Source organism: Pseudomonas sp., assembly GCF_048269965.1.
In the GTDB taxonomy this organism is placed as follows: Bacteria; Pseudomonadota; Gammaproteobacteria; order Pseudomonadales; family Pseudomonadaceae; genus Aquipseudomonas.
This window is the reverse complement of sequence record NZ_JBLWTV010000002.1, coordinates 167,742-189,380: the sequence shown is the minus strand read 5'-3', so window position 1 is coordinate 189,380 and position 21,639 is coordinate 167,742. Positions and strand designations below refer to the sequence as shown.

The 21,639-nt window shown below is 65.2% G+C and carries 22 protein-coding genes; 1 reads left to right on the top strand and 21 read right to left on the bottom strand.

Going from position 1 to position 21,639, the window contains the following annotated elements; all coding sequences use genetic code 11:
- Window positions 1–144 precede the first annotated feature (144 nt).
- Window positions 145–750, bottom strand: coding sequence for a glutathione S-transferase (locus tag ACN0X6_RS03210; RefSeq protein WP_417702046.1), 606 nt, complete (start codon window positions 748–750; stop codon window positions 145–147).
- 177 nt (window positions 751–927) lie between these two features.
- On the opposite strand from ACN0X6_RS03210, the gene ACN0X6_RS03205 reads away from it, so the two are divergent.
- Entirely contained in the window at window positions 928–1,839 is a 912-nt protein-coding gene (locus ACN0X6_RS03205; protein ID WP_192983855.1) for a LysR substrate-binding domain-containing protein, read from the top strand.
- A 952-nt stretch (window positions 1,840–2,791) separates the two neighbouring features.
- Here the strand turns inward: ACN0X6_RS03205 and madM are convergent.
- The 20 genes from madM to flgE form a co-directional block, all read right to left on the bottom strand.
- Window positions 2,792–3,556: a malonate transporter subunit MadM gene (gene madM, locus ACN0X6_RS03200; RefSeq protein ID WP_160016913.1), complete on the bottom strand. Its 765-nt coding sequence runs from the start codon at window positions 3,554–3,556 to the stop codon at window positions 2,792–2,794.
- 5 nt (window positions 3,557–3,561) lie between these two features.
- A complete protein-coding gene (gene madL, locus ACN0X6_RS03195; RefSeq protein WP_160016914.1) occupies window positions 3,562–3,963 on the bottom strand; it encodes a malonate transporter subunit MadL in 402 nt (133 codons plus the stop codon).
- A 60-nt stretch (window positions 3,964–4,023) separates the two neighbouring features.
- Window positions 4,024–4,950, bottom strand: coding sequence for a malonate decarboxylase subunit epsilon (gene mdcH, locus ACN0X6_RS03190; protein ID WP_417702043.1), 927 nt, complete (start codon window positions 4,948–4,950; stop codon window positions 4,024–4,026).
- Window positions 4,947–5,582 carry a malonate decarboxylase holo-ACP synthase gene (locus ACN0X6_RS03185; protein WP_417702041.1) on the bottom strand — a complete coding sequence of 212 codons (636 nt, stop codon included), beginning with the start codon at window positions 5,580–5,582 and terminating at the stop codon, window positions 4,947–4,949. Before ACN0X6_RS03185 ends, mdcH begins: the two co-directional genes overlap by 4 nt.
- A gap of 78 nt (window positions 5,583–5,660) precedes the next feature.
- Window positions 5,661–6,467, bottom strand: a complete 807-nt coding sequence (gene mdcE, locus ACN0X6_RS03180) for a biotin-independent malonate decarboxylase subunit gamma (protein ID WP_417702039.1) — start codon at window positions 6,465–6,467, stop codon at window positions 5,661–5,663.
- A 2-nt stretch (window positions 6,468–6,469) separates the two neighbouring features.
- Window positions 6,470–7,321, bottom strand: a complete 852-nt coding sequence (locus tag ACN0X6_RS03175; RefSeq protein ID WP_417702037.1) for a biotin-independent malonate decarboxylase subunit beta — start codon at window positions 7,319–7,321, stop codon at window positions 6,470–6,472.
- Window positions 7,314–7,613, bottom strand: coding sequence for a malonate decarboxylase subunit delta (locus ACN0X6_RS03170; protein ID WP_160016919.1), 300 nt, complete (start codon window positions 7,611–7,613; stop codon window positions 7,314–7,316). The genes ACN0X6_RS03175 and ACN0X6_RS03170 overlap by 8 nt, the downstream gene beginning before the upstream one ends.
- Window position 7,614: 1 nt before the next feature.
- Complete coding sequence (locus ACN0X6_RS03165) at window positions 7,615–8,499, bottom strand: triphosphoribosyl-dephospho-CoA synthase (RefSeq protein ID WP_417702036.1); 885 nt, start codon at window positions 8,497–8,499, stop codon at window positions 7,615–7,617.
- Window positions 8,499–10,160, bottom strand: a complete 1,662-nt coding sequence (gene mdcA / locus ACN0X6_RS03160) for a malonate decarboxylase subunit alpha (protein ID WP_417702035.1) — start codon at window positions 10,158–10,160, stop codon at window positions 8,499–8,501. Before mdcA ends, ACN0X6_RS03165 begins: the two co-directional genes overlap by 1 nt.
- Before the next feature lie 105 nt (window positions 10,161–10,265).
- The gene (locus ACN0X6_RS03155) at window positions 10,266–11,237 is read right to left on the bottom strand and encodes a sensor domain-containing diguanylate cyclase (protein WP_417702033.1); all 972 of its coding nucleotides are present in this window, start codon (window positions 11,235–11,237) and stop codon (window positions 10,266–10,268) included.
- 78 nt (window positions 11,238–11,315) lie between these two features.
- On the bottom strand, window positions 11,316–12,098 hold the full coding sequence (locus ACN0X6_RS03150; protein ID WP_417702032.1) for a type IV pili methyl-accepting chemotaxis transducer N-terminal domain-containing protein: 783 nt from the start codon (window positions 12,096–12,098) through the stop codon (window positions 11,316–11,318).
- Window positions 12,099–12,466: 368 nt separating this feature from the next.
- Window positions 12,467–13,489 carry a hypothetical protein gene (locus ACN0X6_RS03145; RefSeq protein ID WP_417702331.1) on the bottom strand — a complete coding sequence of 341 codons (1,023 nt, stop codon included), beginning with the start codon at window positions 13,487–13,489 and terminating at the stop codon, window positions 12,467–12,469.
- A 13-nt stretch (window positions 13,490–13,502) separates the two neighbouring features.
- Window positions 13,503–14,420, bottom strand: coding sequence for a flagellar hook-associated protein FlgL (gene flgL, locus ACN0X6_RS03140; RefSeq protein WP_196474207.1), 918 nt, complete (start codon window positions 14,418–14,420; stop codon window positions 13,503–13,505).
- A 24-nt stretch (window positions 14,421–14,444) separates the two neighbouring features.
- Entirely contained in the window at window positions 14,445–15,812 is a 1,368-nt protein-coding gene (flgK, locus tag ACN0X6_RS03135) for a flagellar hook-associated protein FlgK (protein WP_417702030.1), read from the bottom strand.
- 3 nt (window positions 15,813–15,815) lie between these two features.
- On the bottom strand, window positions 15,816–16,940 hold the full coding sequence (locus ACN0X6_RS03130; protein ID WP_417702028.1) for a transglycosylase SLT domain-containing protein: 1,125 nt from the start codon (window positions 16,938–16,940) through the stop codon (window positions 15,816–15,818).
- A 3-nt stretch (window positions 16,941–16,943) separates the two neighbouring features.
- Window positions 16,944–18,038, bottom strand: a complete 1,095-nt coding sequence (locus ACN0X6_RS03125) for a flagellar basal body P-ring protein FlgI (RefSeq protein WP_417702026.1) — start codon at window positions 18,036–18,038, stop codon at window positions 16,944–16,946.
- 10 nt (window positions 18,039–18,048) lie between these two features.
- Window positions 18,049–18,711: a flagellar basal body L-ring protein FlgH gene (gene flgH, locus ACN0X6_RS03120; RefSeq protein WP_417702024.1), complete on the bottom strand. Its 663-nt coding sequence runs from the start codon at window positions 18,709–18,711 to the stop codon at window positions 18,049–18,051.
- A gap of 5 nt (window positions 18,712–18,716) precedes the next feature.
- Window positions 18,717–19,502, bottom strand: coding sequence for a flagellar basal-body rod protein FlgG (flgG, locus tag ACN0X6_RS03115; RefSeq protein WP_072423629.1), 786 nt, complete (start codon window positions 19,500–19,502; stop codon window positions 18,717–18,719).
- A 189-nt stretch (window positions 19,503–19,691) separates the two neighbouring features.
- Window positions 19,692–20,423, bottom strand: coding sequence for a flagellar basal body rod protein FlgF (locus tag ACN0X6_RS03110; RefSeq protein WP_160016930.1), 732 nt, complete (start codon window positions 20,421–20,423; stop codon window positions 19,692–19,694).
- Window positions 20,424–20,432: 9 nt separating this feature from the next.
- On the bottom strand, window positions 20,433–21,620 hold the full coding sequence (gene flgE, locus ACN0X6_RS03105) for a flagellar hook protein FlgE (RefSeq protein ID WP_160016931.1): 1,188 nt from the start codon (window positions 21,618–21,620) through the stop codon (window positions 20,433–20,435).
- Window positions 21,621–21,639 lie beyond the last annotated feature (19 nt).

Genomic DNA, 21,639 nt, shown 5'->3' with positions numbered 1-21,639 from the left:
CAATTAAATGACTATTTTTAAGCGGCAGGTGCGCCGGAATAATAGCCCTATGATATCAATCGGGCAATCTTGCGTCAGAGACTCGACAACCTCGCGTCGTTATTGCGCGCAATAGTGAAGCTCCCCCTGAACACTGCCGGACGCTCAGACCGGCGCGCTGGCCAGCATCGAGGTGCGCTGAGCGAAGGTTTGCTGGAACGCCGCCAGGCCTGGATGAGCGGTGCGCCAGTCGAGGTCGGCGAAGCGGAAATCCAGATAGCCCAGCGCACAGGCGACGCCAATCTGCGCCAGGTCGAGCGGGCCCTGTAGTTGTCCGACATGGCGCTCCAGCTCTACCAGGGCGCGCTGCACCTTGCCCAGTTGGCCATCCAGCCAGGCCGCCCACTGCAGCTCCGCCGGGCGCACTCCGCGCTCGTAACGCGCGAGCAGGGCCGCGTCCATCAGGCCGTCGGCCAGTGCGGCCAAGCGCAGTACCTGCCAACGCGCCGCATCGCTCGGTAGCAGCTTCTGGCCCTGGTGCAGGGTATCGAGGTATTCGCAGATCACGCGGCTGTCGTACAAGGCCTCATCGTCATCCGTCAGCAGCACCGGAATCTTGCCCAGCGGGTTGAGGGCATTGACCCGTTCGTTGATCGTGGTCGGCAAAACGGCGGTGTCGAGCAGCTCGATTCGGTCCAGCAGGCCGGTTTCCGCGGCCAGCACGCGAACCTTGCGGGCGAAGGGTGAAGCGGCGGCGTAGATCAGTTGCATGGGCAGATTCCTGGGGCGCGTGAAGAGAGAGCCGATTAGCGCTCGCACTAAAGCACAGTTCGCACGCCGAGATCATCCGGCCAAGCCGGCTCACACACCACCAAAGTCGCACCAGCCGATCACCGCTGCCCCGCGTGGATACGGCACAATCAGCCATCGCAGGAAAAGGACAGGCCGATGCTGATCGATGAAGAACTGACCCTGAAGAAGCTGGAGGTCTTTCTCGCCTTCATGCGCAGCGGCAACCTGGCGCGCGCCGCCAGCGAGTTGCAGACCAGTAACGTCAGCGTGCACCGCGCCATCCACTCGTTGGAAAGCGCGCTGCGCTGTCCGCTGTTCAAGCACGAGGGGCGCAACCTGATTCCGCTGGAGAGTGCCTATGTGCTGGAGGAAAAGGCCCAGAAGCTGATCCAGGACGCCCAGGAGATGGTGCGCCTGACTCGTGAGGCGGCGGGCTTCGGCGCCGAGCGTTTCAAGCTCGGCGCGCTCTACTCGCTGACGGTGAAGACCGTGCCGCAACTGATCATGGGCCTGAAGCTGCGGCGCAGCGAGTTGAACATCGACCTGGTGCTCGGCTCCAACGTCGACCTGCTGTACAAGCTGAAGAACATGGAGCTGGACGCCATCCTCATCGCCCTCGACGACAGCGTCAGCGACCCGGATTGCGAACAACTGGCGCTGTTCTCCGATGACATCTTCCTCGCCACACCCAATGACTCGCCGTTTGCCGATCACGCCGAAGTGGATCTGGCCGCTCTACGCGATTCGACCTTCATCACCCTGACCCAGGGCTACGCCACCTTCCGCGATGGCGAGCGGGTGTTCAAGCAGGCCGGCTTCGAACCCAAGGTGGCGATGCAGGTGAAGGACATCTTCACCCTGCTCAGCATGGTCAGCTCGGGCGTCGGCTATGCCCTGCTGCCGGGGCGCGTGGCGGCGGTGTACGAGAACCGGGTGAAGCTGATCCCGCTGCAGGCCAAGTACCACCTGCAGCAGCATATCGGCGTGGTGTTCCTCAAGGCCAAGGAGCGCGATCCGAACCTGCTGGCGCTGCTGGCCGAATGCCGGATGTACAGTCGGCAGTCGTAGTCGCAAGCCATAGGTACCAGGATGATCGTTCATACGCGGTCATCCTGGTGCGCACGGCGCCCCTACGTGGGCAGCGCGTTCAGCCCGAATAAAAGGTTCTTCGCATAGCTTGGGGAACGTCCGGATTGACACCAGACTGGCAATTACGTGTCAGCTGTCGATGACTTGGCACTCTTCATTAGCACGCCGTCTGACCTGATGGGTTTCGCCCCTTACGGGCGACTCACTTTCTTTGCTTGTGCAAAGAAAGTAAGCAAAGAAACACACCCCTACATACGGCCCCTGCTGCGCCGGGGTTCCCTCGCTCCATCACCACTCCAGGGGCACGCCACGAAGGGCCATCCCTGGCCCATCGTGGCTCTCGCGACATCCATGTCGCTCAACCCCTTACGCGGTGATTCCACTCGGCCTCCTGAAGGGGACTTGGGCGTCGTCTGTGAGATCGCGCTTCAAGAGCAAAAGCCAAACGCTACCGACTTTGATCTTCCGAAGATTTCGCAAGCTCGCGAACCGGTCCCCTTCAGGAGGCCGAGCGGAGGTGTTGCGTAGGGGAGCGAGCCGCATGGATGCGGCGAGATACCGATGGCGGCCCCGCTTAATGGGCCAGGGATGGCCCTTGTAAGCCGGCCCCCGGAGCGGCACCGGAGCGAGGAAACGCAGCGAAGCGAAGTAACAGCCGCAGGCTGGCCCGAAGGGTGAGCAAAGCGAATCAAGTTTCGCGCAGCGAAACCCGGATGTCGGGGTGCCCTTTTTTGGCACACCTTTCTTGGGCAAGCAAGAAAGGTGTGGCGCCCGTAAGGGGCGCAACCCAAACGCTCAGTGGACTCGGTAATGGATAGTGCTAAGCCCGTGAGCAAGACGCACACAAACTTGCCAGTCCGGTGTCAAGCGTATCCGCCCCGCGAAAATGCGAAGAACCAAATAAAAAGCCCGCCATGGCGGCGGGCAAAGGTCAGCCCAGAAGGCCTCGCATCAGAAAGTACAGCAACGATGGGCCGAGCAGGCAGCCCAGTGCGGTGTAGAACGCCGCCGTCAGGCAGCCGTAGGGCACCAGCTTCGGATCGGTTGCCGCCAGGCCACCGGCCACGCCGCTGGAGGTGCCCATCAGGCCGCCGAAGATCACCGCGCTGCGCGGATTGTTCAGGCCGATATAGGGCGCGATGAAAGGAGTGGCCACCATCACCAGGATCGCCTTGATCAGGCCGGCAGCAATCGACAACGCCATGACGTCGGAGCTGGCACCGATGGCTGCACCGGTCACCGGGCCGACGATATAGGTCACGGCGCCGGTGCCGATGGTGGTCAGGCTGACCACGTCGGTGTAACCGAAGGCCATGGCCACCGCCACGCCGGCGATGAAGGAGGTGAACACGCCGACGAACAGCGCCAGCACACCGGCAAAACCGGCGCGCTTGAGTTCTTCGACGCTCACGCCGAAGCCGGTGGCGACGATGGCGAAGTCACGCAGCATGGCGCCGCCGAGCAGGCCGATGCCGGCGAACAGAGGAATGTCCACCAGGCCCTTCTGACCACCGGTGTAAGCGCCGCCGATGTAGGACAGCAACAACCCGAGCAGGATGGCGATGGCCGAGCCGTGCAGGCGACCCTTGGTGAACTTGTCGGAAATCCAGTACGACACCCACATGGTGATGCCGATGATGGCGAAACCGCTGAGCAGGCTGTAGCCGGTAATGACTTTCATCAATGATTCGTACATGGCAGTCACCGTGGCGCTTTGGTCAGGGAGGGAGCAGCGTCGGTTTCAGGCTTCTTTTGCCCGATCCGGCTGAGCGCGGGGACCAGCGCAAAACCGATGGCGACGGCAGCAGTACCGGCCAGAATCGCCATCGGGCCACCTTTGAGGGCTCCGTAGACGTTCTGCTGGGCGGCCATGGCGACCACGATGGGGATGTAGATGGCGCTCCAGAACTCCACGCCCTGTTCCGACTTGCCGGTGAACAAGCCGCGCTTGCTCAGGTAACTGCCCAGAAAGATCAGCAGCATCATGGCGATGCCGACACCGCCGACGTTGGCGGGGACGCCGATGAGTTTGCCCAGCAGCTCTCCGATGAAGATGCCTGCCAGGGTGCAGAACGCCAGAAAGGCGACACCGTAGATGATCATTGTTGTTGTCCTCGGTTCATATCGAAGTTGTTGTTCTTGTGCTTCGGTAAACGCTACGGCTCAGTGGTCGCGGCTTACCTCCTGACGCAACATGGCGTCGAGTGTATCCAGACGTGCGCCCTCGAAAGCGATTGCCTGGCCGGCGTCGAAGACGCGCCGGGCGAGCCCGGTCAGCACGCCGCCGGGTGGCAGTTCCAGGTGCAGGCGCACGCCGCGCTCATAGGCGGTGACGAGCGTGGCCTGCCAGTCGACGACACGGCTCATGTTGCAAGCCAGGTCGTCGCGCAGGGTTTCGGGGTCGCGGATCAGGCGCGCCGAGCTGCTGCTCAGGTAGCGCACCTGCAGCGTGCGCAATTCGACGCCAGCAAAAGCGTCAGCCAGCGCCCGCGCCGGGCCGTCGAGCAAGACGCAGTGCGACGGCACGCTCATGGCCAGGCGCCTGGCCATACCGGCACCAAGCGCGCGAGCGCGTTCGGCCACCGCCGCCATGGCGACATCGCTGCCGGCGATCACCAGTTGGCTTTCGCCGTTGATATTGGCCAGGTAGACCGGGCCGTCGGCGTCGGCCAGCAGGCGTTCGATGCTGGCCTGGTCGAGGCCGAGGATGGCGGTCATGCCATAGCCACTGGGGTAGGCGCGCTGCATCAGCTCGCCACGCAGGGCGACCAGACGCACGGCATCGGCAAAATCCAGCGCACCGGCTACCACTGCAGCGGCATAGGCGCCAATGGACAGGCCGGCCACATAATCGGGGCGATGGCCGCGTTCGCCCAGCAGCCGCGCGGCGGCCACGCCGGCAATCAACAGGCAGAGCTGCACGGCGCGGGTGCTTTGCAAGGCTTCGGCCGAATCCAGCAGGCGTACATCCTCGCCCAGCGCGGCGCTGGCCTGCTCGATACAGGCCTGCACTACCGGCGCGGCGGGCAAGGCCTGAAGCATGCCGGGCTGCTGCGCGCCCTGCCCGGGGAAGGCCCAGAGCGTGCTCACGCCGCCACCTGCTGCAGTTGCCAAGGGTCGCTGACCAGCAATGGGCCATTCTGGGTTTTCAGCAGGACGCGCGGCGCCTCGCTGGCCCACTCACGCAGCGCCACAGCGCCGCAAGGCGTTTCCAGTTGCAGGTCGATACGACCCGGCGCGGCATCCAGCAGAACGCACAATGTGCGCGCCTCGGCGCGAGAAAGCTGATCGGGCGCGCGTAACGACAAGTCGAGATCGCTATCCGGGTGGGCGGCGCTGATACCGCTGGCCAGTTCGAAGCCCAGGCTGCCGGTCACGCCCCAGGCCAGGCCCAGGGCATCGAAACGGGGCGCCAACTGGCTCAAGGCTCGCAACGCCGGCCAGTGCGGCTGAGCGTGGCTACGCCAGCGCCCGGCCCGGGCCACGGCCTGTGGGCTGACCCGACGGCTGATCTCGCTCACCCGCATCCAGGTGGCATGCCGCTGTTCACGTGCGGAGCCACGAATACCCACCGCGACCCATCCGCTGTCAGCCGGCGCACGGCGCACCACCACCGGCACATGCCCGCCCAGGGCGGCGCGAGCCCAGGCCGGCGCCTCCTGCGGCAGGTGCTCAGGACGCAGGCCCCAGAGCAGATCATGTGGACGGGGTGTCGGGTGCATCGGTATTTCCTCTGTAGGGCGAGTGCAACCCGCCATTTCACGTCATTCAGAGTTGGCGGGTTTCACCCGCCCTACGTTTCACCACTGCGCGCGCAGAGCCTCGCGCACCTGGGTGGAAGCCACGCGGTTGGCGGCGCCCAGGCGGCTACGCAGATCACGCGGCGACTCGGCGATGTCGGCCAGGGCACGATTCAGGGCGTCCTGCACGCGGGCCAGATCGGCGGCCGTCGGCTGCGAGGCCTGTTCCACATCGAGCACCTCCGCCAGCAGGCCCAGCGAGGCGTAGTTGTCCAGGTCGTAGGCCATGGGCGGTACGCTGGCGGCCAGCGCCTCCAGCTCATCGACGCTACGCAGGGTGATGCGCGCGGCGGCGGCCTTGCCCATGGCATGCACCATGACTCCGGCATCGCGCAGGGCGATCAGGCGATTGGCCTGGTAGCCGTGGGCGAGAAAGGCGCCGGACATGGCCTTGCCCACCAGCAGGCCGATCACCGCATGGCCGGCCAGGCGGGCACGGGCATAAGCGTCCACCGCGCCGGACAGTGCCTGATGGATGCCATAGGCCTCCTCACGCCGGCCGTAGGCCTGGCTGGGCACGTCGACGATGGCGATCAGCGCCCGTTTGTGCGGGTTGCCGCGATCTGCCTCGATGGCTTCGTCCACCGCCTGCGACAGGCCCCAGCCTTCGAGCAGGCCAACCTCACCGTTGCGGGCGCGGGGGAAGGGATTGCTGGCATCGGCGATAACCGCCAGATAGCGCACCGCCTGACCGGCCAGTTCGCCATCGGCCACCCGCAGCGAAGCAGGCAAACCTTGTTGCGGCTGGGCAGCGCCGGTCAGGGCCTGGAACCAGTGCAGGCCGCGTTGTTCCTGTGCGTTTGTCATGTTCATGCTCCCTGGTAGGCGCTGCGCACGGCAGCGGCATCGGCCTGGACGGACGTGTCGACAGCGCGCAGGCGCTGGAGGAACCAGGCGTGGCGACGGCTGCGTTCCAGCACGGGTTTACCCTTGGCGAACAGCCCATGCAGTTCGCCGCGGATCGCCTCCACGTCGTCGCTGACATAGCCGTCGACCAGGCCACTGGCGTAACGCTGTTCGCCGCCGGTCAGGCTCCAGATGAAGGGACGGTCACGCGAGTCGTATTCGTCCAGCCCGGCTTCCTGTTCGATCACCTGCGGGCCGTTGAGGCCCAGGCGCGCTTCGCGGGTCACCAGCAGATAGCTGCACAACCCGGCAGCGATGGACATGCCACCGAAGCAGCCGACCGGGCCGGCCACCAGGCCGATCACCGGCTGAAACTCTCGCAGTTCGACGATGGCGGCCTGGATCTCGGCGATTGCCGCCAGGCCCAGGTTGGCCTCCTGCAGGCGCACGCCACCGGTTTCCAGCAGCAGCACGGCGCGAGTCGGCGTGCCGTTGCGGTTGTCTTCGGCGGCCAGCTCCAGGGCACCGGCAATCTTCGCCCCGCCTACTTCACCCAGACTGCCGCCCTGAAAGGCGCCTTCGATGGCGATGACCACCGCTGGCTGACCATCGATCAGCCCCTTGGCCACCACCACACCGTCATCGGCCTGCGGCACGATGCCCTGCTTGGGCAGCCAGGGCGACATCAGCCGGGCAAAGGGGTCGAGCAGCTCGCGGAAACTGCCGGCATCGAGCAGTGCGCGGGCACGCTCGCGGGCACCGAGTTCGGTAAAACTGCGCTGCGCCAGCAGGCGCGCAATGTCTTGCTCAGCCATGGTTCAGTTCCTCCAGGCCCTGTTCCAGGCGCAGGCGCACCACACCCGGCGTGGCGCCGAAATCATGAATGGAGATGTTCAGCGCGGGCAGCTGCTGCTCGCGAAACATGCGCTCGAACAGCAATTGCCAGCGCGGCGCACTGCCGTTCACCGAAGTGACCACTTGGATGGCCAGGGTGCCGGCCTGGCCGGGTTCGAGCAGCACCTCCAGGTCGCCGGAGCCGACACAACCCACCAGCGCGCGGCTCTGCGCCGGTTGCCCGGCGGGAAATTCAAAGGACAGGGTTTCCATTTCACAGACTCCCAAGCGGCGCCGGCAGGCCATGCTGCAGGCGGTCGAGGAACAGGGTGGCGGCGAGCAGATCGGCAGCGCCGCCAGGCGAGGCGCGCAGGCGCAACATGTCGCGTTCGAGGTCACGCAGCAGGCGACGTCCGTCGAGGCTGGCGCAACCGCCAGCGGCGAGCACCGCGCGGGCACCGCTCTGCATGCAGCTCAGCCCGGCCATGCCGGCGCGGTAGAGCACACAGGTGTCGGCCAGCTGGGTCATGATCGCCAGCAGCGCATCGAGGCGGGCGTTCTGCTCGCCTGCCCCGGCGGCTCGGCTGCGCGCCAGTTGCGGCAGGGCCTGTCGGATCACCGCAGGGAAGCCAAGCTGCGCCTCCTCACGAGCGCCATGCACGCCGTACAGACGGCACACCTGCGCGCCATGGCTGTCGCCGCTGAGCGGCGCGGCGCGGTCATTGAGCAGCGCCAGGCGTGCGGCGCGCAGGGCGACCTGCGCTGGCGCCGGCTCACGGGGATCCAGCGCGGCTGCGGCTGCGAGCAGCCCCAGCGCCCAGATCGCGCCACGGTGAGTGTTGACGCCGCCGGTGACGCGCAGCATCTCCACCTCGCCTTCGCGGCCGATGCGGCCGACGTCTTCACGCAGCGTCTGGTCGATCTCGCCGCGTTGCTGCGCGGCCTCGGCCATGGCCTTGAAACTCGGCCACAAGGCCAGCGCCGAGGCGTGCATCAGGCCCAGGTGCAAATCCGTGTGGGCGCCGCTGCCGCGACGGTCGACCAGGCCCGGCTTGGGCGACAGGTCGGCCTCGTCGATCAGCGCGTCGACGGCTAAATCCGCCAGCCAATCGCCCAACGACAGCGATAGCTGCGGCTGAAGTGCAGTGAGTGCATTCATCACCAGCTCCTGAACTTGGCGGGCGGGTTGTACAGGCCGCCCGACCACTCGACCAGCTCGGCGATGCTCTTGGCCGCGAGCAGTTCGCGGCTGGCATCGGTGCGGCGGATGCCGAGATCCTCGGGCAGGGCGATCAGCCCTTCGCGGCGCATGCGCGCGGTGTCTTTCGGGTCATGGCGCAGGCCGATGGCGGTGACGCCGGCCACCGCCGCGATCATCGCCTGGCGCTCTTCCAGGGTGCGCGCCTTATACAGGTAGGCGATGCCTTCCTCGGTGAGCAGGTGGGTGACGTCATCGCCGTAGATCATGATCGGCGCCAGCGGCATGCCGACCTTCTTAGCCATGTCGACGGCATCGAGTTGCTCGACGAAGGTGGGTTTGCCGCCTTCCTGGAAGGTCTCGACCATCTGCACCACCAGCTTCTTGCCGCGCTCGAGCAGCGGCGCGTCGCTGTCGGCCGGGCGCATGTCCAGCCAGGCAGGTGTCGAGTGACGGCGACCGCGCGGGTCATGGCCCATGTTCGGCGCACCGCCGAAACCGGCCAAACGACCACGGGTGACGGTGGAGGAATGGCCCTCGCCGTCCACCTGCAGGGTGGCGCCGATGAACAGGTCGACCGCGTACTGCCCGGCCAGCTGGCACATCATGCGGTTGGAACGCATCGAGCCATCGCGGCCGGTGAAGAACACGTCCGGGCGCTGGGCGATGTAGCCCTCCATGCCCAGCTCGGTGCCGAAGCAGTGCACGCTCTCGACCCAGCCGGTCTCGATGGCCGGGATCAGCGTCGGGTGCGGGTTGAGCGTCCAGTTGCGGCAGATCTTGCCTTTCAGGCCCAGCGATTCGCCGTAGGTCGGCAGGATCAGTTCGATGGCGGCGGTGTTGAAGCCGATGCCATGGTTGAGCGACTGCACCTTGTGTTTTTCATAGATGCCGCGAATCGCCATCATCGCCATCAGCACGTGCACCGGCTTGATATGGCGCGGGTCGCGGGTGAACAGCGGTTCGATGTAGAAGGGCTTGTCGGCCACCACCACGAAGTCGACCCAGGACGCGGGAATGTCCACGCGTGGCAGCTCGTCGACGATCTCGTTGACCTGGAAGATCACGATGCCGTCGGAGAAGGCCGTGGGCTCGACCAGCGCCGGGGTGTCCTCGGTGCTCGGGCCGGTGTAGATGTTGCCGTGACGATCGGCCTGGAAGCCCGCGACCAGTGCGACGTTGGGGATCAGGTCCACCAGCAGGCGCGAATACAACTCGATATAGGTGTGAATGGCGCCGACTTCCATCTGCCCGTCTTCGAGCAGTTGGCCGATGCGCAGGCTTTGCGGCCCGGCGAAGGAGAAGTCGAGCTTGCGGGCGATGCCGCGCTCGAACAGGTCCAAGTGCTCGGCGCGACTGACGCTGGGCATGATCATGTGCAGGTCGTGCAGACGGCCGGGATCGGCCTTGGCCAGCGAGCGGGAAAGAAAATCCGCCTGTTTTTGATTGTTGCCCTCGAGCACCACGCGATCACCGGGGGCAATCAGTGCCTCAAGTGCAGTGACTATCTTGTCGCTGGGCAGGACCACGCCATCGGCGAGGTTGCGCACCTGATCGAGTCGCCGGGCTTTTTCAGCGCGACGACGCGACCACTGCGGCGGTGGGGATATTGTTGTTGTCATTGAAGACTCCACGAGTTCCGCTGTCGTGGAGGCACATTAGGAGCGTGACCCTGTGGTCATCAATCAAGCAGCTCGCGCTATCGTTACGCCCAGGTTAACGATTGCTCAAGCGCGGGCGTCAGCGGCACCATCCAGCTGCGAGCGAGCAGGCATTCTGGCTACTTCAAGCCGGTCACGACCGCGTTGCTTGGCCTGGTAGAGCAGCTTGTCGATGCTGTTGAGAAAATCCAGCGGGCGATCGTGAGCGCCCGGCACGATAGTGCCGACACCGAGGCTGATGGTGAGCAGGGACGACACCGCAGAGCGCTCGTGAGCAATGCGCTGCTGGCGCACCTGCTGGCGGCAGCGCTCGGCGATATGGCGGGCGGCGGCCTCGTCGGTCTCCGGCAGCACCAGGACGAACTCCTCGCCACCGAAGCGGCCGACGAAATCCCGTGGCCGGCTGGCCGCGCGACTCAGTGCCTGGCCAACGCTCTTCAGGCAGTCGTCGCCCTGGAGGTGGCCGTAGTGGTCGTTGAACTGCTTGAAGTGATCGATATCCAGCAGGATCAGCGACAGCGGCTGCTGGGTGCGCTGGGCATTGGCCCATTCGGTGGCCAGCACGCTGTCGAACATGCGCCGGTTGGCCACGCCGGTGAGACCGTCCTTGTAGGAGTATTCCTCCAGCTGCTTCTGCAGGGTCAGCAGCTGCTCTTCGGTCTTCTTGCGCTCGCTGATGTCGAACATGAAGCCGATCAGCGAATCCACCTCGCCGTTATCGTCGCGCACCACGTGCACCACGTCGCGAATCCACAGGTAATCGCCGGCGGCGGTCAGCGCGCGGTAGTCGGCCTCATGATCGACGCCGTTCTGCGACTGCGCGATGCAGAACTCCACCACCTTCTCGCGGTCGTCCGGGTGCATGCGCGTCGCCCAGTCCTCGGCGCTGACCCAACTGGCCTGCGACCAGCCCAACAGCGTCTCGATCTGCGGGCCGATGTAGGCGAAGGTCATGGTCTTCCAGTCGATCTTCCAGGGAATCGCCCGGGTGGACTCCAGCAGGGTCTTGTACACCGCCTGATCAGTTGCTTCGCTCATGCCCGTCACCTCTGCCCGACTAACGCTTGTTTATAGCGCAAAAGCGGGTCGCCAAGGTGACGAACTGGCGAATGGCTATCAGGCCTCTTTGGCCTGCAGGCCCGCGTACAGGCGGGTCAGCTCGTTGAGATGGCGGAACAACGAATCAGTGCTGATGGTGATGGCAGTCCCGACGAAGCCCTCGTTGGCGTGCAGGTCGATGCCCTTGAGGGTGAAGCTCCAGTTGGCGCGAGCGCGACGCTGGGTGTTGGCGATTTCCTCGTTCGGCGTACCCCGGGCTTCCAGCTCCTTGAGGATGGTTTCGAAGTCACTCACGGCGGTGTCCAGCTTGGCGTCCAGTTCTGGCGCCTGCACGTGCCAGGACTTGGCCATGTAAAGCATGGCGATGCGCTGGGTCTGTACGCGCGCCCAGCCGGTGCGGTGTACCGATGCGCCCATGGCGCCCAGGTGTTTGCCCATCAGAGCACTGACGGTCTGCGTCTGCTGCAGCAGTTCCTCACTGGTGGCGAGCATCTGGGCGGCCTTGGCCTGCTCCGGTTGGGCTTCCAGCTGCTGACGGTAGGTGGCCCAGGTGCCGTCGATCCTGGCCAGCGCGGCCTTGATCTCGGCGTTAGGGGCATATTCGGTAAGCGCTTTGTGGCTGGCATCGAAACGCTGGATGGTTTCCTGCAGCTGGCGCTGGGCGGCATCCACGCGCACATCGGCACCGACCATCAGGTAGTTCTTGGCCATGCGCTGGGTCAGCGAGCGCTGCAGACCGGCCATGTTCATGGCTTCGGAATCGCTCAACTGCGCCAGGCTGGGCACGCTGACCAGCGCGGTGCAGGCAAGCAGGAGGAGAGTCAGGTACTTCTTCAACACGTCGGTACTCCAAAATTCGAGAACAAGGCAATGCACCGGAAGCACAAGCCACCGGAACGGGTTGAACCCTTTGAATGCGGGGTTTTTATTGGAATGCGAGAGGGCAGATAGGACGGGCGCCGGGCCCACACACTGCGGAGAGGGGGCGATGATAGCTGTTAAAACGCCATCATTTCTGTGCGACCAGTCAAAAAGCGGATCAATGGTCAAATCAGCTGACCGGCATCGGGCCGGATGTCCTTTTCCTGAAAGCCAACAACCCTGCAGCAAAAATGCCTGCGCCCAGTGACCAGCCGCTCGGGAATCAAAAAAGCCGCCAGTCGCCAAAAAAGGGGGAGGGCGACCGACGGCTGAGGAGAGGCTAGCGATCAGGACAACAGGCTGACCACGCTGGAACGGCTGATATTGGACTGGGCTACCACAGTCTGGGTGACTGCCGCGTAGCTGCTGGGGCTGCGACGCATCAGGCTGAACACTTCACCGGCAAACTCCTTGGCCCATTCACGCTCGTTGTGATCGGCATGACGGGCGAGAAACTCGCGAATTTCTTCCTGACGGTGGCTGAGTTGCTCACGCAGCGTGCCGATCCGGTCCAGCGCCGCCACCACTTCGTCCAGTGCCCGGCGCAGTTCGCGGGCACCATCGAGGCGCGCCGCCTCGGGCAGGCGCAGCATCTGCTCCTCGTGGCTGACCACGGCTGCTTGAGCCTGGCTCGCCAGCTTGCCTTCACCCTGCACGCGCAGCTCGCCCTTGAGCTGCTGCCATTCACTCTCGCGGGCGCTGAATTTCAGCGCCCCGCCATTATCGACTTCAGCGCGGATGCCTGCCGGACCGAGGCCGGCGTTGAAACGACGGAGAATCTGTTGCTCGCTCAGGCCCTCGTCGAGCACCACCGCCAGCGGCTCGGCCAGCTTGCGCCCGGCGCTGAACAGCAGGGTTTCCTTGCCGGCCTGCTGCACCGCAGCGATGGAGTCCAGCCCTTGCAGGCTGAAGCGGCTGCGCACCGGCTCGCTGAGACGCAACTTGAAGCTGGCATCGAGCGCCTCGCCGGAGCGCTGGCTGCGTTCGGCGAGCAGTTTGCGTACCTGTTCCAGCTCACGCTTGATGCCGTCGCGCTCACCGGCCTGGGCATTGCTCAGCTCGCGGCTGAGACTGAGCTTGAGCTGACCGAGTCGCCCGGCCAGTTCGCCGAGGTAACTGTCGGCCGCCTGCATCGAGGTCAACTGCTGGTTGAGCTGCAGATTGAACGTGGCGCTCTTGCCACGCGGCGGTGACGCAGGCTCAGCGGGCAACTGCTTGCGCTGGCGCTGCACGGGCTGCTCGCCCTGTACCGGGCGACGGGCCTGCGGATCGAGCGCCGTGACGACCGGGAGCTGTGTATCGACCTTGATCACCGCAGGCTCCTTACAGCAGGCTGAACAACGACATCTCGTTGATCTTCAGATAAGTCTTCTGCGTCGCGCCGAGCGCCAGCTGGTAGTTGTTCAGGTCGATCGTGGCGCCGGCATAGTCCAGCTGCGACAGCTCGCCTTCGATCTTCTGGTTGACCAGCGACACGTCCTCGTTGCTGTCAGTCAGAAGGGTCAGTGCGTTCTGCCGGCCACCGAGGTCGGTGATCGAGCCCATGACACGCCCATGAGCATCATCCAGGGCGCCGAGGGTGTCGGTGATCTGCTGGCGCACGGCCGGATCGGTGGCGTCCAGCGCCGGGTCCTGCAGGGTGTTGATCAGACCACGCAGCTCGTTGAGCATGCCCACTCCGGCGCCGAAGACGCTGGCCGCCGTGACGTTCTCGTCGACCAGCACGCCGTTGGCCACGGCGGCCTGACGGTGCTTGTCGTTGCCGGTGATGCTGTAGGTCTGGGTGGCCGCATCGAAGCCCAGTGCCGGGGTGTCACTGAGGGTGCCGGAGAACAGATAGCGCCCCTCCTCGTCCCGCACGTTGGCGAAGCTGAAGATGGTGTCTTCGATAATCGACAGCTCACCGGCCATGGCAGCCAGGTCTTCGCTGGTGTTGGAGCCGTTGGCCGCCCACAGCAGCAGATCGCGCACGTTGAGCATCGCGTCGGAAGTGGACTTGAGGTTGGCTTCCTGAGTCGAGAGGCTGCCGGAGACGTTGGCGATGTTCTTGCGGAACTGCTCCAGGCTCGCTTCCTCACGCTCGACACGCAGCACGCGCACGCTGGCGATGGGGTCGTCGGACGGCAGCAGGATGCGCTTGCCGGTGGCCATCTGCTGCATCAGCTTGCCCAGCTCGGCGGAACTGCTGTTCATCGAGTTGTGCATCAGCGAGGTGATCTGCGAATTGGTGATGCGCATCATGGCTGAATCTCTCTAAAAGCCGCTTCAGAACGCGGCAAGCATGTCGTCGAACAACTGGTTGGCGGTGTTGATCACCTTCATGTTGGCCTGGTAGGCCTGCTGGTAGGTCATCAGGTTGACCGCCTCCTCGTCCAGGCTCACGGCGCTGACGCTGTCGCGCTGCGACTGCGCCTGCTGGGTCACGGCAGTGGCGGACTTGAAATCAGCCTGATTCTGCCGACTGTCGCTCGCAACCTGGCCAAGCAGGCCCGCGTAGGCATCGTTGAGGGTGACCTGGCTGCCGCCCAGGGTGATGGTCTGGTTCTTCAGGTCGAGCAGATCCAGCAGCACTTCGTTGTTGCCGGTCTCCCCCGCCACCGAAGAGAACGCCAGCTGTTCGGCGGTCAGCGGCTCGATACGCAGCAAGGCGGTGGTGCTGGCGGGGTCATAGACGAACAGCGGCTGGCCGGGGTTGCCGTTGAGATCGAAGCCGGTGGCGAGCACGTCGTTGACCATCTGCGCCAGTTGCCCGGCCATGTCGTGCAGGGCGTCCAGGTTCGGCCGCAGGCTGCTGTACTCGACGTCATACAGGCCGCCGAACGCACCGCCGAAACCATCCTGCCGCAGCGGGAAGCTGGTGCCGGCGAAGGCCAGGCTGACTTCCTGCTCCCCCGTGGCGGTCATCGCCACCTTGAGCTGGCCGGCGGTCGGACCGGCCACCAGCGGCTGACCGTTGGCCAGGGCGACGCTGACCGAGCCGTCCGGGGTCTCGTTGACGCGCAGCTTGGCGAACTGGCTGAGTTCGCCGATCAGGCTTTCACGGTGATCACGCAGTGCGGTGCTGTCACCCTTGACCGACTCGGTCTCGACGATCTTCTTGTTCAGCAGCGCGATGTTCTCGGTCAGGCCGTTGATCTCGGTGGCCATGGCGGTGCGCTGCTCCTGCAGCGCCTTGACCTGCGCATCGATGTTGCTGCTCAGGCCATTGAAACGCTGCGCCAGGTTGCCGGCCTCACTGATGATCTGCTGACGCAAGGCAATGGAGCCCGGCGTGGCACTGGCTTCACTGAGCGCGGCGAAGAACTGGTCGAGGCCGGCGCTGATGCTCGAACCGGTGCCGGACATCAACGCTTCCAGCGCGGTCAGGTACTGCTGCGAGGCGCCGTAGAAGTTCTCCTCGGTGGTCGCGCGCCACAGTTGCTGGTTGTGAAATTCGTTGGTCATGCGGCGAATGCTGATCACCTCGACCCCGCCGCCGACGCTCAAGCCACCCTGCCCGGCCAGCGACCCGGTGATGGTCTGCAGGCGGCTGAAACCGGGCGTATTGACGTTGGCGATGTTCTGCCCGGTAGTGGCCAGGGCGACCTGGCTGGCACGCACACCGCTGTAGGCGATCTGGTTGAGGATGCTCACGACTTAGGACTCCTGACGCTCGAAGCGCATCGGCTGAGCGAAGGCCGCCAGACGCGGCGCACGGGCATCGTCGGCAGCGGATTGGGCTGTTACTGAAGACAGGGCGACGGAATCTGCGGTGGACTTAAATGCCTCTCGCGGCAATACCTGCTTGCTGGCGACAGCACCGAGCAACAGGCCACTGTCGGCACTCAGGGCACTGGCCAGCTGTTGACGGGTCTGCGCGCTGAGCGAGGTCTGCTGCTGTACTTCGTTCTTGACCGGTGTTTCGCGGCTGGCCAGATCGCCGAGAATCTTGCGTGTGTAATCGCGGGTTTCCTGGAAGGGAATGCGCTCGATCCAGGCACCGGTAGCGATCTCGCCACTGCGCGGATCGCCATTGACCTTCAGCCATTCATCGACGCGGCCAGGGCCGGCGTTATAGGCAGCCAGCGCCAGCGCCTGATGGCCGTCGTAACGCTGCAGCATCTTGTCCAGGTAGGCGCTGCCCAGGCGCTTGTTGTAGTCGGCGTCCGAGGTCAGGCGCGCCTCATCGAACGGCAGGCCGAGTTCGGCGGCCATCTCCCGCGCGGTGTCCGGCATCAACTGCATCAGGCCGCGCGCGCCCTTGGGCGATACGGCGTCGACACGACCGGCAGACTCCTGCTGGATGACGCGATCGACCAGGGCGAGAAAACCGGCCGAGCCCTTGTCCCAGACCTTGCCCAGCCCATCGACGCCGCGCTGCCAGGTCGCGCGCAGCGGCTCCAGCAGGCTGCTGGAAGAACGCTGCGGCAGCTCCGCCGAACGGGCAGCAGCTGCGGCCACCTCCAGGTCCGGCGCCTGGGACGTCGAGCCGGACAGCTGCTTGACCAGCATGTCGGCGATACCGGTCTGCTTGCGCCCGGCCAGGGTCTCGGCCAGCACCTCGTCGTAGAAGTCGCGCATGGTGTCCATCTCGCGACTGCGCATCGGATTGCCTTCGGCGAGCACGTCGCTGGCCTTGCGCATCTGCTTGAGGATCTGCTGCAGGAACAGCGCCTCGAACTGCTCGGCCGCGGCCTGCAGCTGCTGCTCACGGGCGGTGCCGATGCCATCGGCGCTGCCACGGTGGCTGTTCATGTGTTGGGCGAGGGATACGATGCTCATGGCTCAGATCACGATCAGTTCAGCGTTGAGGGCACCGGCCTGTTCCAGCGCCTGGAGGATGCTCATGACATCGTCCGGGGTGGCGCCGAGGCTGTTCACGGTGTTGATGATGCTGTCCAGGCTGGCGCCGTCGGGCCACTTGAACATGGCGTTCTTGTCCTGGCTGACGGCCACATCGGAGCGCGGCACCACGGCGGTCTGACCGCCGGAGAAGGCATTGGGCTGACTGACCTGGGGGTTCTCGCTGATGGTCACGGTCAGCGTGCCATGGGCCACGGCGGCGGCCTTGACGCGCACGCCCTGGCCAACCACCACGGTGCCGGTGCGGCTGTTGAACACCACACGCGGCCGTTCACGGCCCTCTTCCACTTCCAGGCCTTCGAGCATGGCCATGAAACCGATGCGCTGGGTGCTGGTAATGGGGGCGCGAATGGAAATCTTGGTCGAGTTCAGGGCGCTGGCGGTGCCGCTGCCGAAGCGGCCGTTGACCGCTTCGACGACCCGCGCGGCAGTCTGGAAGCTGGGCTGGCGCAGGTTGAGCATGACCTCGTCGCGGGTGCTGAAGTCGCTGGGGATCAGGCGCTCGACGGTGGCGCCGTTAGGCACGCGGCCACTGTTGGCGGAGTTGATCGCCACGCTGGAGCCGCTCTGCCCGGAGGCATTCAGGCCGCCGACGACGACGGCGCCCTGGGCCAGGGCATAGGTCTCCCCGTCGACGCCCTGCAGCGGGGTCATCAGCAACTGGCCGCCCCGCAGGCTCTTGGCATCGCCCAGCGAGGCGACGGTGATATCCACGGTCTGCCCCGGGCTGTAGGACGGCGGAATTTCTGCGGTCACGGTTACCGCCGCGACGTTCTTCAGCTTGGGGTCGACGTTCGGCGGCAGGTTGATGCCGAACTGCTTGATCATGTTCGCCACCGACTGGCTGGTGAAGCGCACCTGGTTCTTGTCGCCGGTGCCGTCGAGGCCCACCACCAGGCCATAGCCGATCAACTGGTTGCCGCGAATGCCTTCGATGTCCACCAGGTCCATCAGCGGCACGGCATTGGCCAATAGCGGCCAGCTCAGGACACAGGCGACGAGAATACGTTTGATCATGGTCTGGACCTCAGAGCGGGAACAGCGGGCTGGTGAAGAAGCGCGTCAGCCAACCGGCCGAGTTGCTGTCACTGAGCACGCCGCGCCCGGCGTAGGAGATGCGCGCGTTGGCTACGTTCTGCGAGGACACCTGGTTGGCGCGGTTGATATCGTCCATGCGCACCAGGCCGACCAGGCGGATGTATTCGTCGCCCTGATTCAGACGCAGGGCCTTCTCGCCCTTGATCAGCAGCGTGCCGTTGGGCAGCACCTGGTGCACCGTCACCGCGATGGAGCCGCGCAGGGTGTTCTGCTGCGAGCTGCGCGCCGAGCCATTGAAGTCGCGCTCGGCCTCGGCGGAGCTTTCCAGGCGGTCGTAGGTCTTGCCCAGCACAGTGGGAATACCGACGGACACGCCCGAACTCTTGCCGAAGCTGGTGCCGGCGCTCTTGCTCGACTGGGTGGACTCGTCGAGCACCACGGTGAGGATGTCGCCGACCCGCACCGCACGCTTGTCGCCGGTCAGCGAACCGCTGTAGCCACTGCGAAACAGCCCGCCACCGGTGCTCGGCGGCACGCTGTAGTCCAGTTGCAAGGGTTCGTACTGGCTCGAGTCTTCGTCGGGCAGCATCTCGTTGAAGCTGGCGCAACCACCCAGGGTCAGGAGCAGGGCGAGCGGGATCAGGCGCTTCATGGCAATCACACGGTCTGGTTGAGGAACTGCTGCATGCCCGACGCGGCGTCGAGCACCTTGGCGTTGGCCTCGTAGGCGCGCTGGATGGAGATCATCGCCACCATCGCCTCGACCACCTGCACGTTGGAGCCTTCCAGCACGCCTTGCTTGAGGTTGCCCAGACCTTCTTCACCAGGCACGCCTTCGACCGGCTCGCCGCTGGCCACGGTCTCGCGGTAGAGGTTGCCGCCGAGCGCTTCGAGGCCACTCGGATTGGTGAAGCTGACCAGGGTGATCTGGCCCAGCTCCGAAGGCAGGGTATCGCCGGCCAGCACGGCGGTGACGATGCCGTCGCTGCCCACGGTGAAGCGGCTGCTGCCGGCCGGCACTTCGATGGCCGGCGTCAGCGGCAGGCCCTGGGAGTTGACGATCATGCCTTCGGCATTGAGCTGCAGCTGGCCGTTCTCGGTGTAGTAGATGTCGCCGTTGGGCGCTTCCACCTGGAAGAAGCCGGCGCCGATGATGGCCAGATCCATCGGCTGGCCGGTGGTCTGGATACTGCCTTCGGTGAACACCTTCTGCGTGCCGGCCACGCGCACACCGCTGCCGAGCTGGATGCCCGAAGGCACGGTGTTGACCTCATCGGCCTGCGCGCCTGGCTGCAGTTCGATGGCGTAGAACAGGTCCTCGAACACCACGCGGTCGCTCTTGAAGCCGTTGGTGTTGACGTTGGCCAGGTTGTTGGCCACGGCACTCATGGCCTTGTCCTGGGCGGCCAGGCCGGTCTTGCTGACCCAAAGTGCGGAACTCATGTCGTGTCTCCTCTATACCTGTAGCCCGGATGCAATCCGGGGAAATCGTTCCCGGATTGCATCCGGGCTACGTAGTCGTGTCCTGTCACCCGAGGGTGGGCCGAGCGGCGATTCGTTTCATTGGGTAGGGTGGGCTTCAGCCCACCATGGCGGAACGCGCCGGTGGGCTGAAGCCCACCCTACGAACCGTCAACTGCCGCGAATCATCCGGTTGCCGGCTTCGGACAGGTCCTCGGCGGCCTTCATCATCTTTACCTGGGTCTCGAACAGGCGGTTCAGGCTCATGGTCGCCACCAGCTGATCGATGGCGCCGACGTTGCTCGCCTCCAGGTAACCGGAGACCAGCACCGGCGTTTCCATGTCCTCGGCCGGCTGACCGTCGGTGCGTGCCAGCAGGCCGCTGGCATCCTTGGTCAGGTCGGCGGCGTCGACATCCACCACGCGGATGCGATCGACCTCGGCGGTGACGAAGTCACCACGCGGGATCACCGAAACGGTGCCGTCGCGACCGATGTGCAGGCTGTCGTACTCGGGCAACACGATGGGGCCGCCCTCGCCCAGCACGGCGCGGCCGTTCAGGGTCAGGCGCAGCTCGGCATCGACCTGCAGCGCGCCGTTGCGCGTGTAGCGCTCGGCACCGCCATCGCCTTCGACGGTGAACAGGCCACGGCCCTGGATCGCCACGTCGAGATCACGGCCGGTCGCCATCAACTCACCGGGGGCGAGGTTGACGCCGTTGTTCTTCACCCGCACCAGGTGCCGGCTGTCGTAGCCGTAGCCTTCCACGGCGACGGCCTGGGCTTGCTCCAGGTCGGCACGAAAACCGGGCGTGTTGACGTTGGCCAGGTTGTTGGCACGCACCGTGAGCGAGCTCATGGTGCGGCTGGCGGCAGTCATTGCGGTATAACCGAGACGGTCCATGGGTCAGCCTCAGATCGCGCCGAACAGCACTTGGGTGAGTTCCTTGTTGGTGGTCAGCACCTTGGTGTTGGCCTGGTAGTTGCGCTGGCCCTCCATCAAACCGACCAGTTGCTGGGTCAGGTCGACGTTGGAGTTCTCCAGCGAACCGGCCACCAGCTCGCCGAACGGACCGACACCCGGCACGCCGATCAGCGCAGCGCCGGAATCGGCGGTCTCCACCCAGGCGGTGCCGCTGATGTTCTTCAGGCCGCCGGCATTGGCGAAGGTGGCCAGCGCCACCTGGCCCTGGAGCATGCGCTGGCCGTTGCTGTAGTTGGCGTAGACCATGCCGTCCTTCTCCACCGCCAGACCGGTCTGCTCGCCTGCGGCATAGCCGCTGGCGCGGTTGCTGGTGACGACGAAGTCGGAGCCGTACTGGCTGGAGTTGCTGTAGTCGATGGCGATGTTCATCGGGTCGACGCCCGGCAGGGCGAAGCCGACGTTGACCGGGCCAACCGGCGCGGTGAGCGTGCCGTTGGTGCCGAAAGTCAGTGCCTGCGGGCCGCCGACAGCGGTGTTGCCCTGGTAGTAGTGGGCATCCCAGGTGTTGGCGCCAGTCTTCACGAAGTACTGGGTCAGGGTGTGTTCCTTGCCCTGGGAGTCGAACACCTTGGTGGTGTAGGTGGAGTTGTAGGTATTCACGTCCGCCGGGTCGAACGGCGCAGTGGCCGGCACGGTCTGGTTGGAGTCCAGGTTCATGACGAAGGCCAGGGTGTCGGTGGCGCGGGCCGGCAGGTTGGCGTTCTGCAGTTGCAGGTCGCCCATGGCGCCGACCAGCAGGTTGCCGGCGGCGTCCACTGGATAACCCTGCAGGGTCTGCCCGGCAGCGTTGACGATGTTGTTGTCCTTGTCGGCGCCGAACACGCCGGCGCGGGTGTAGCTCAGGTCGCCGTTGGTATCACGGGTGACGAAGAAGCCACCGCCGGAGATGGCCAGGTCCAGGCTGCGCCCGGTGGTCACCAGGGACCCGCCCTGGCTGATGCTCTGGGTGGTGGCCAGCACTTCCACGCCCATCGCCTGGCTGTCGGCGTAGATGCTGCCGAACTCGGTGCGCGAGGACTTGAAGCCGGTGGTGCCGGCGTTGGCGATGTTGTGGCTGATGGTGTTGAGCTGTTCGTTGACGGCGCTGAGGCCGGTCATGGCGATGTTGAAACTCATGGCGACTGGACCTTTGAAT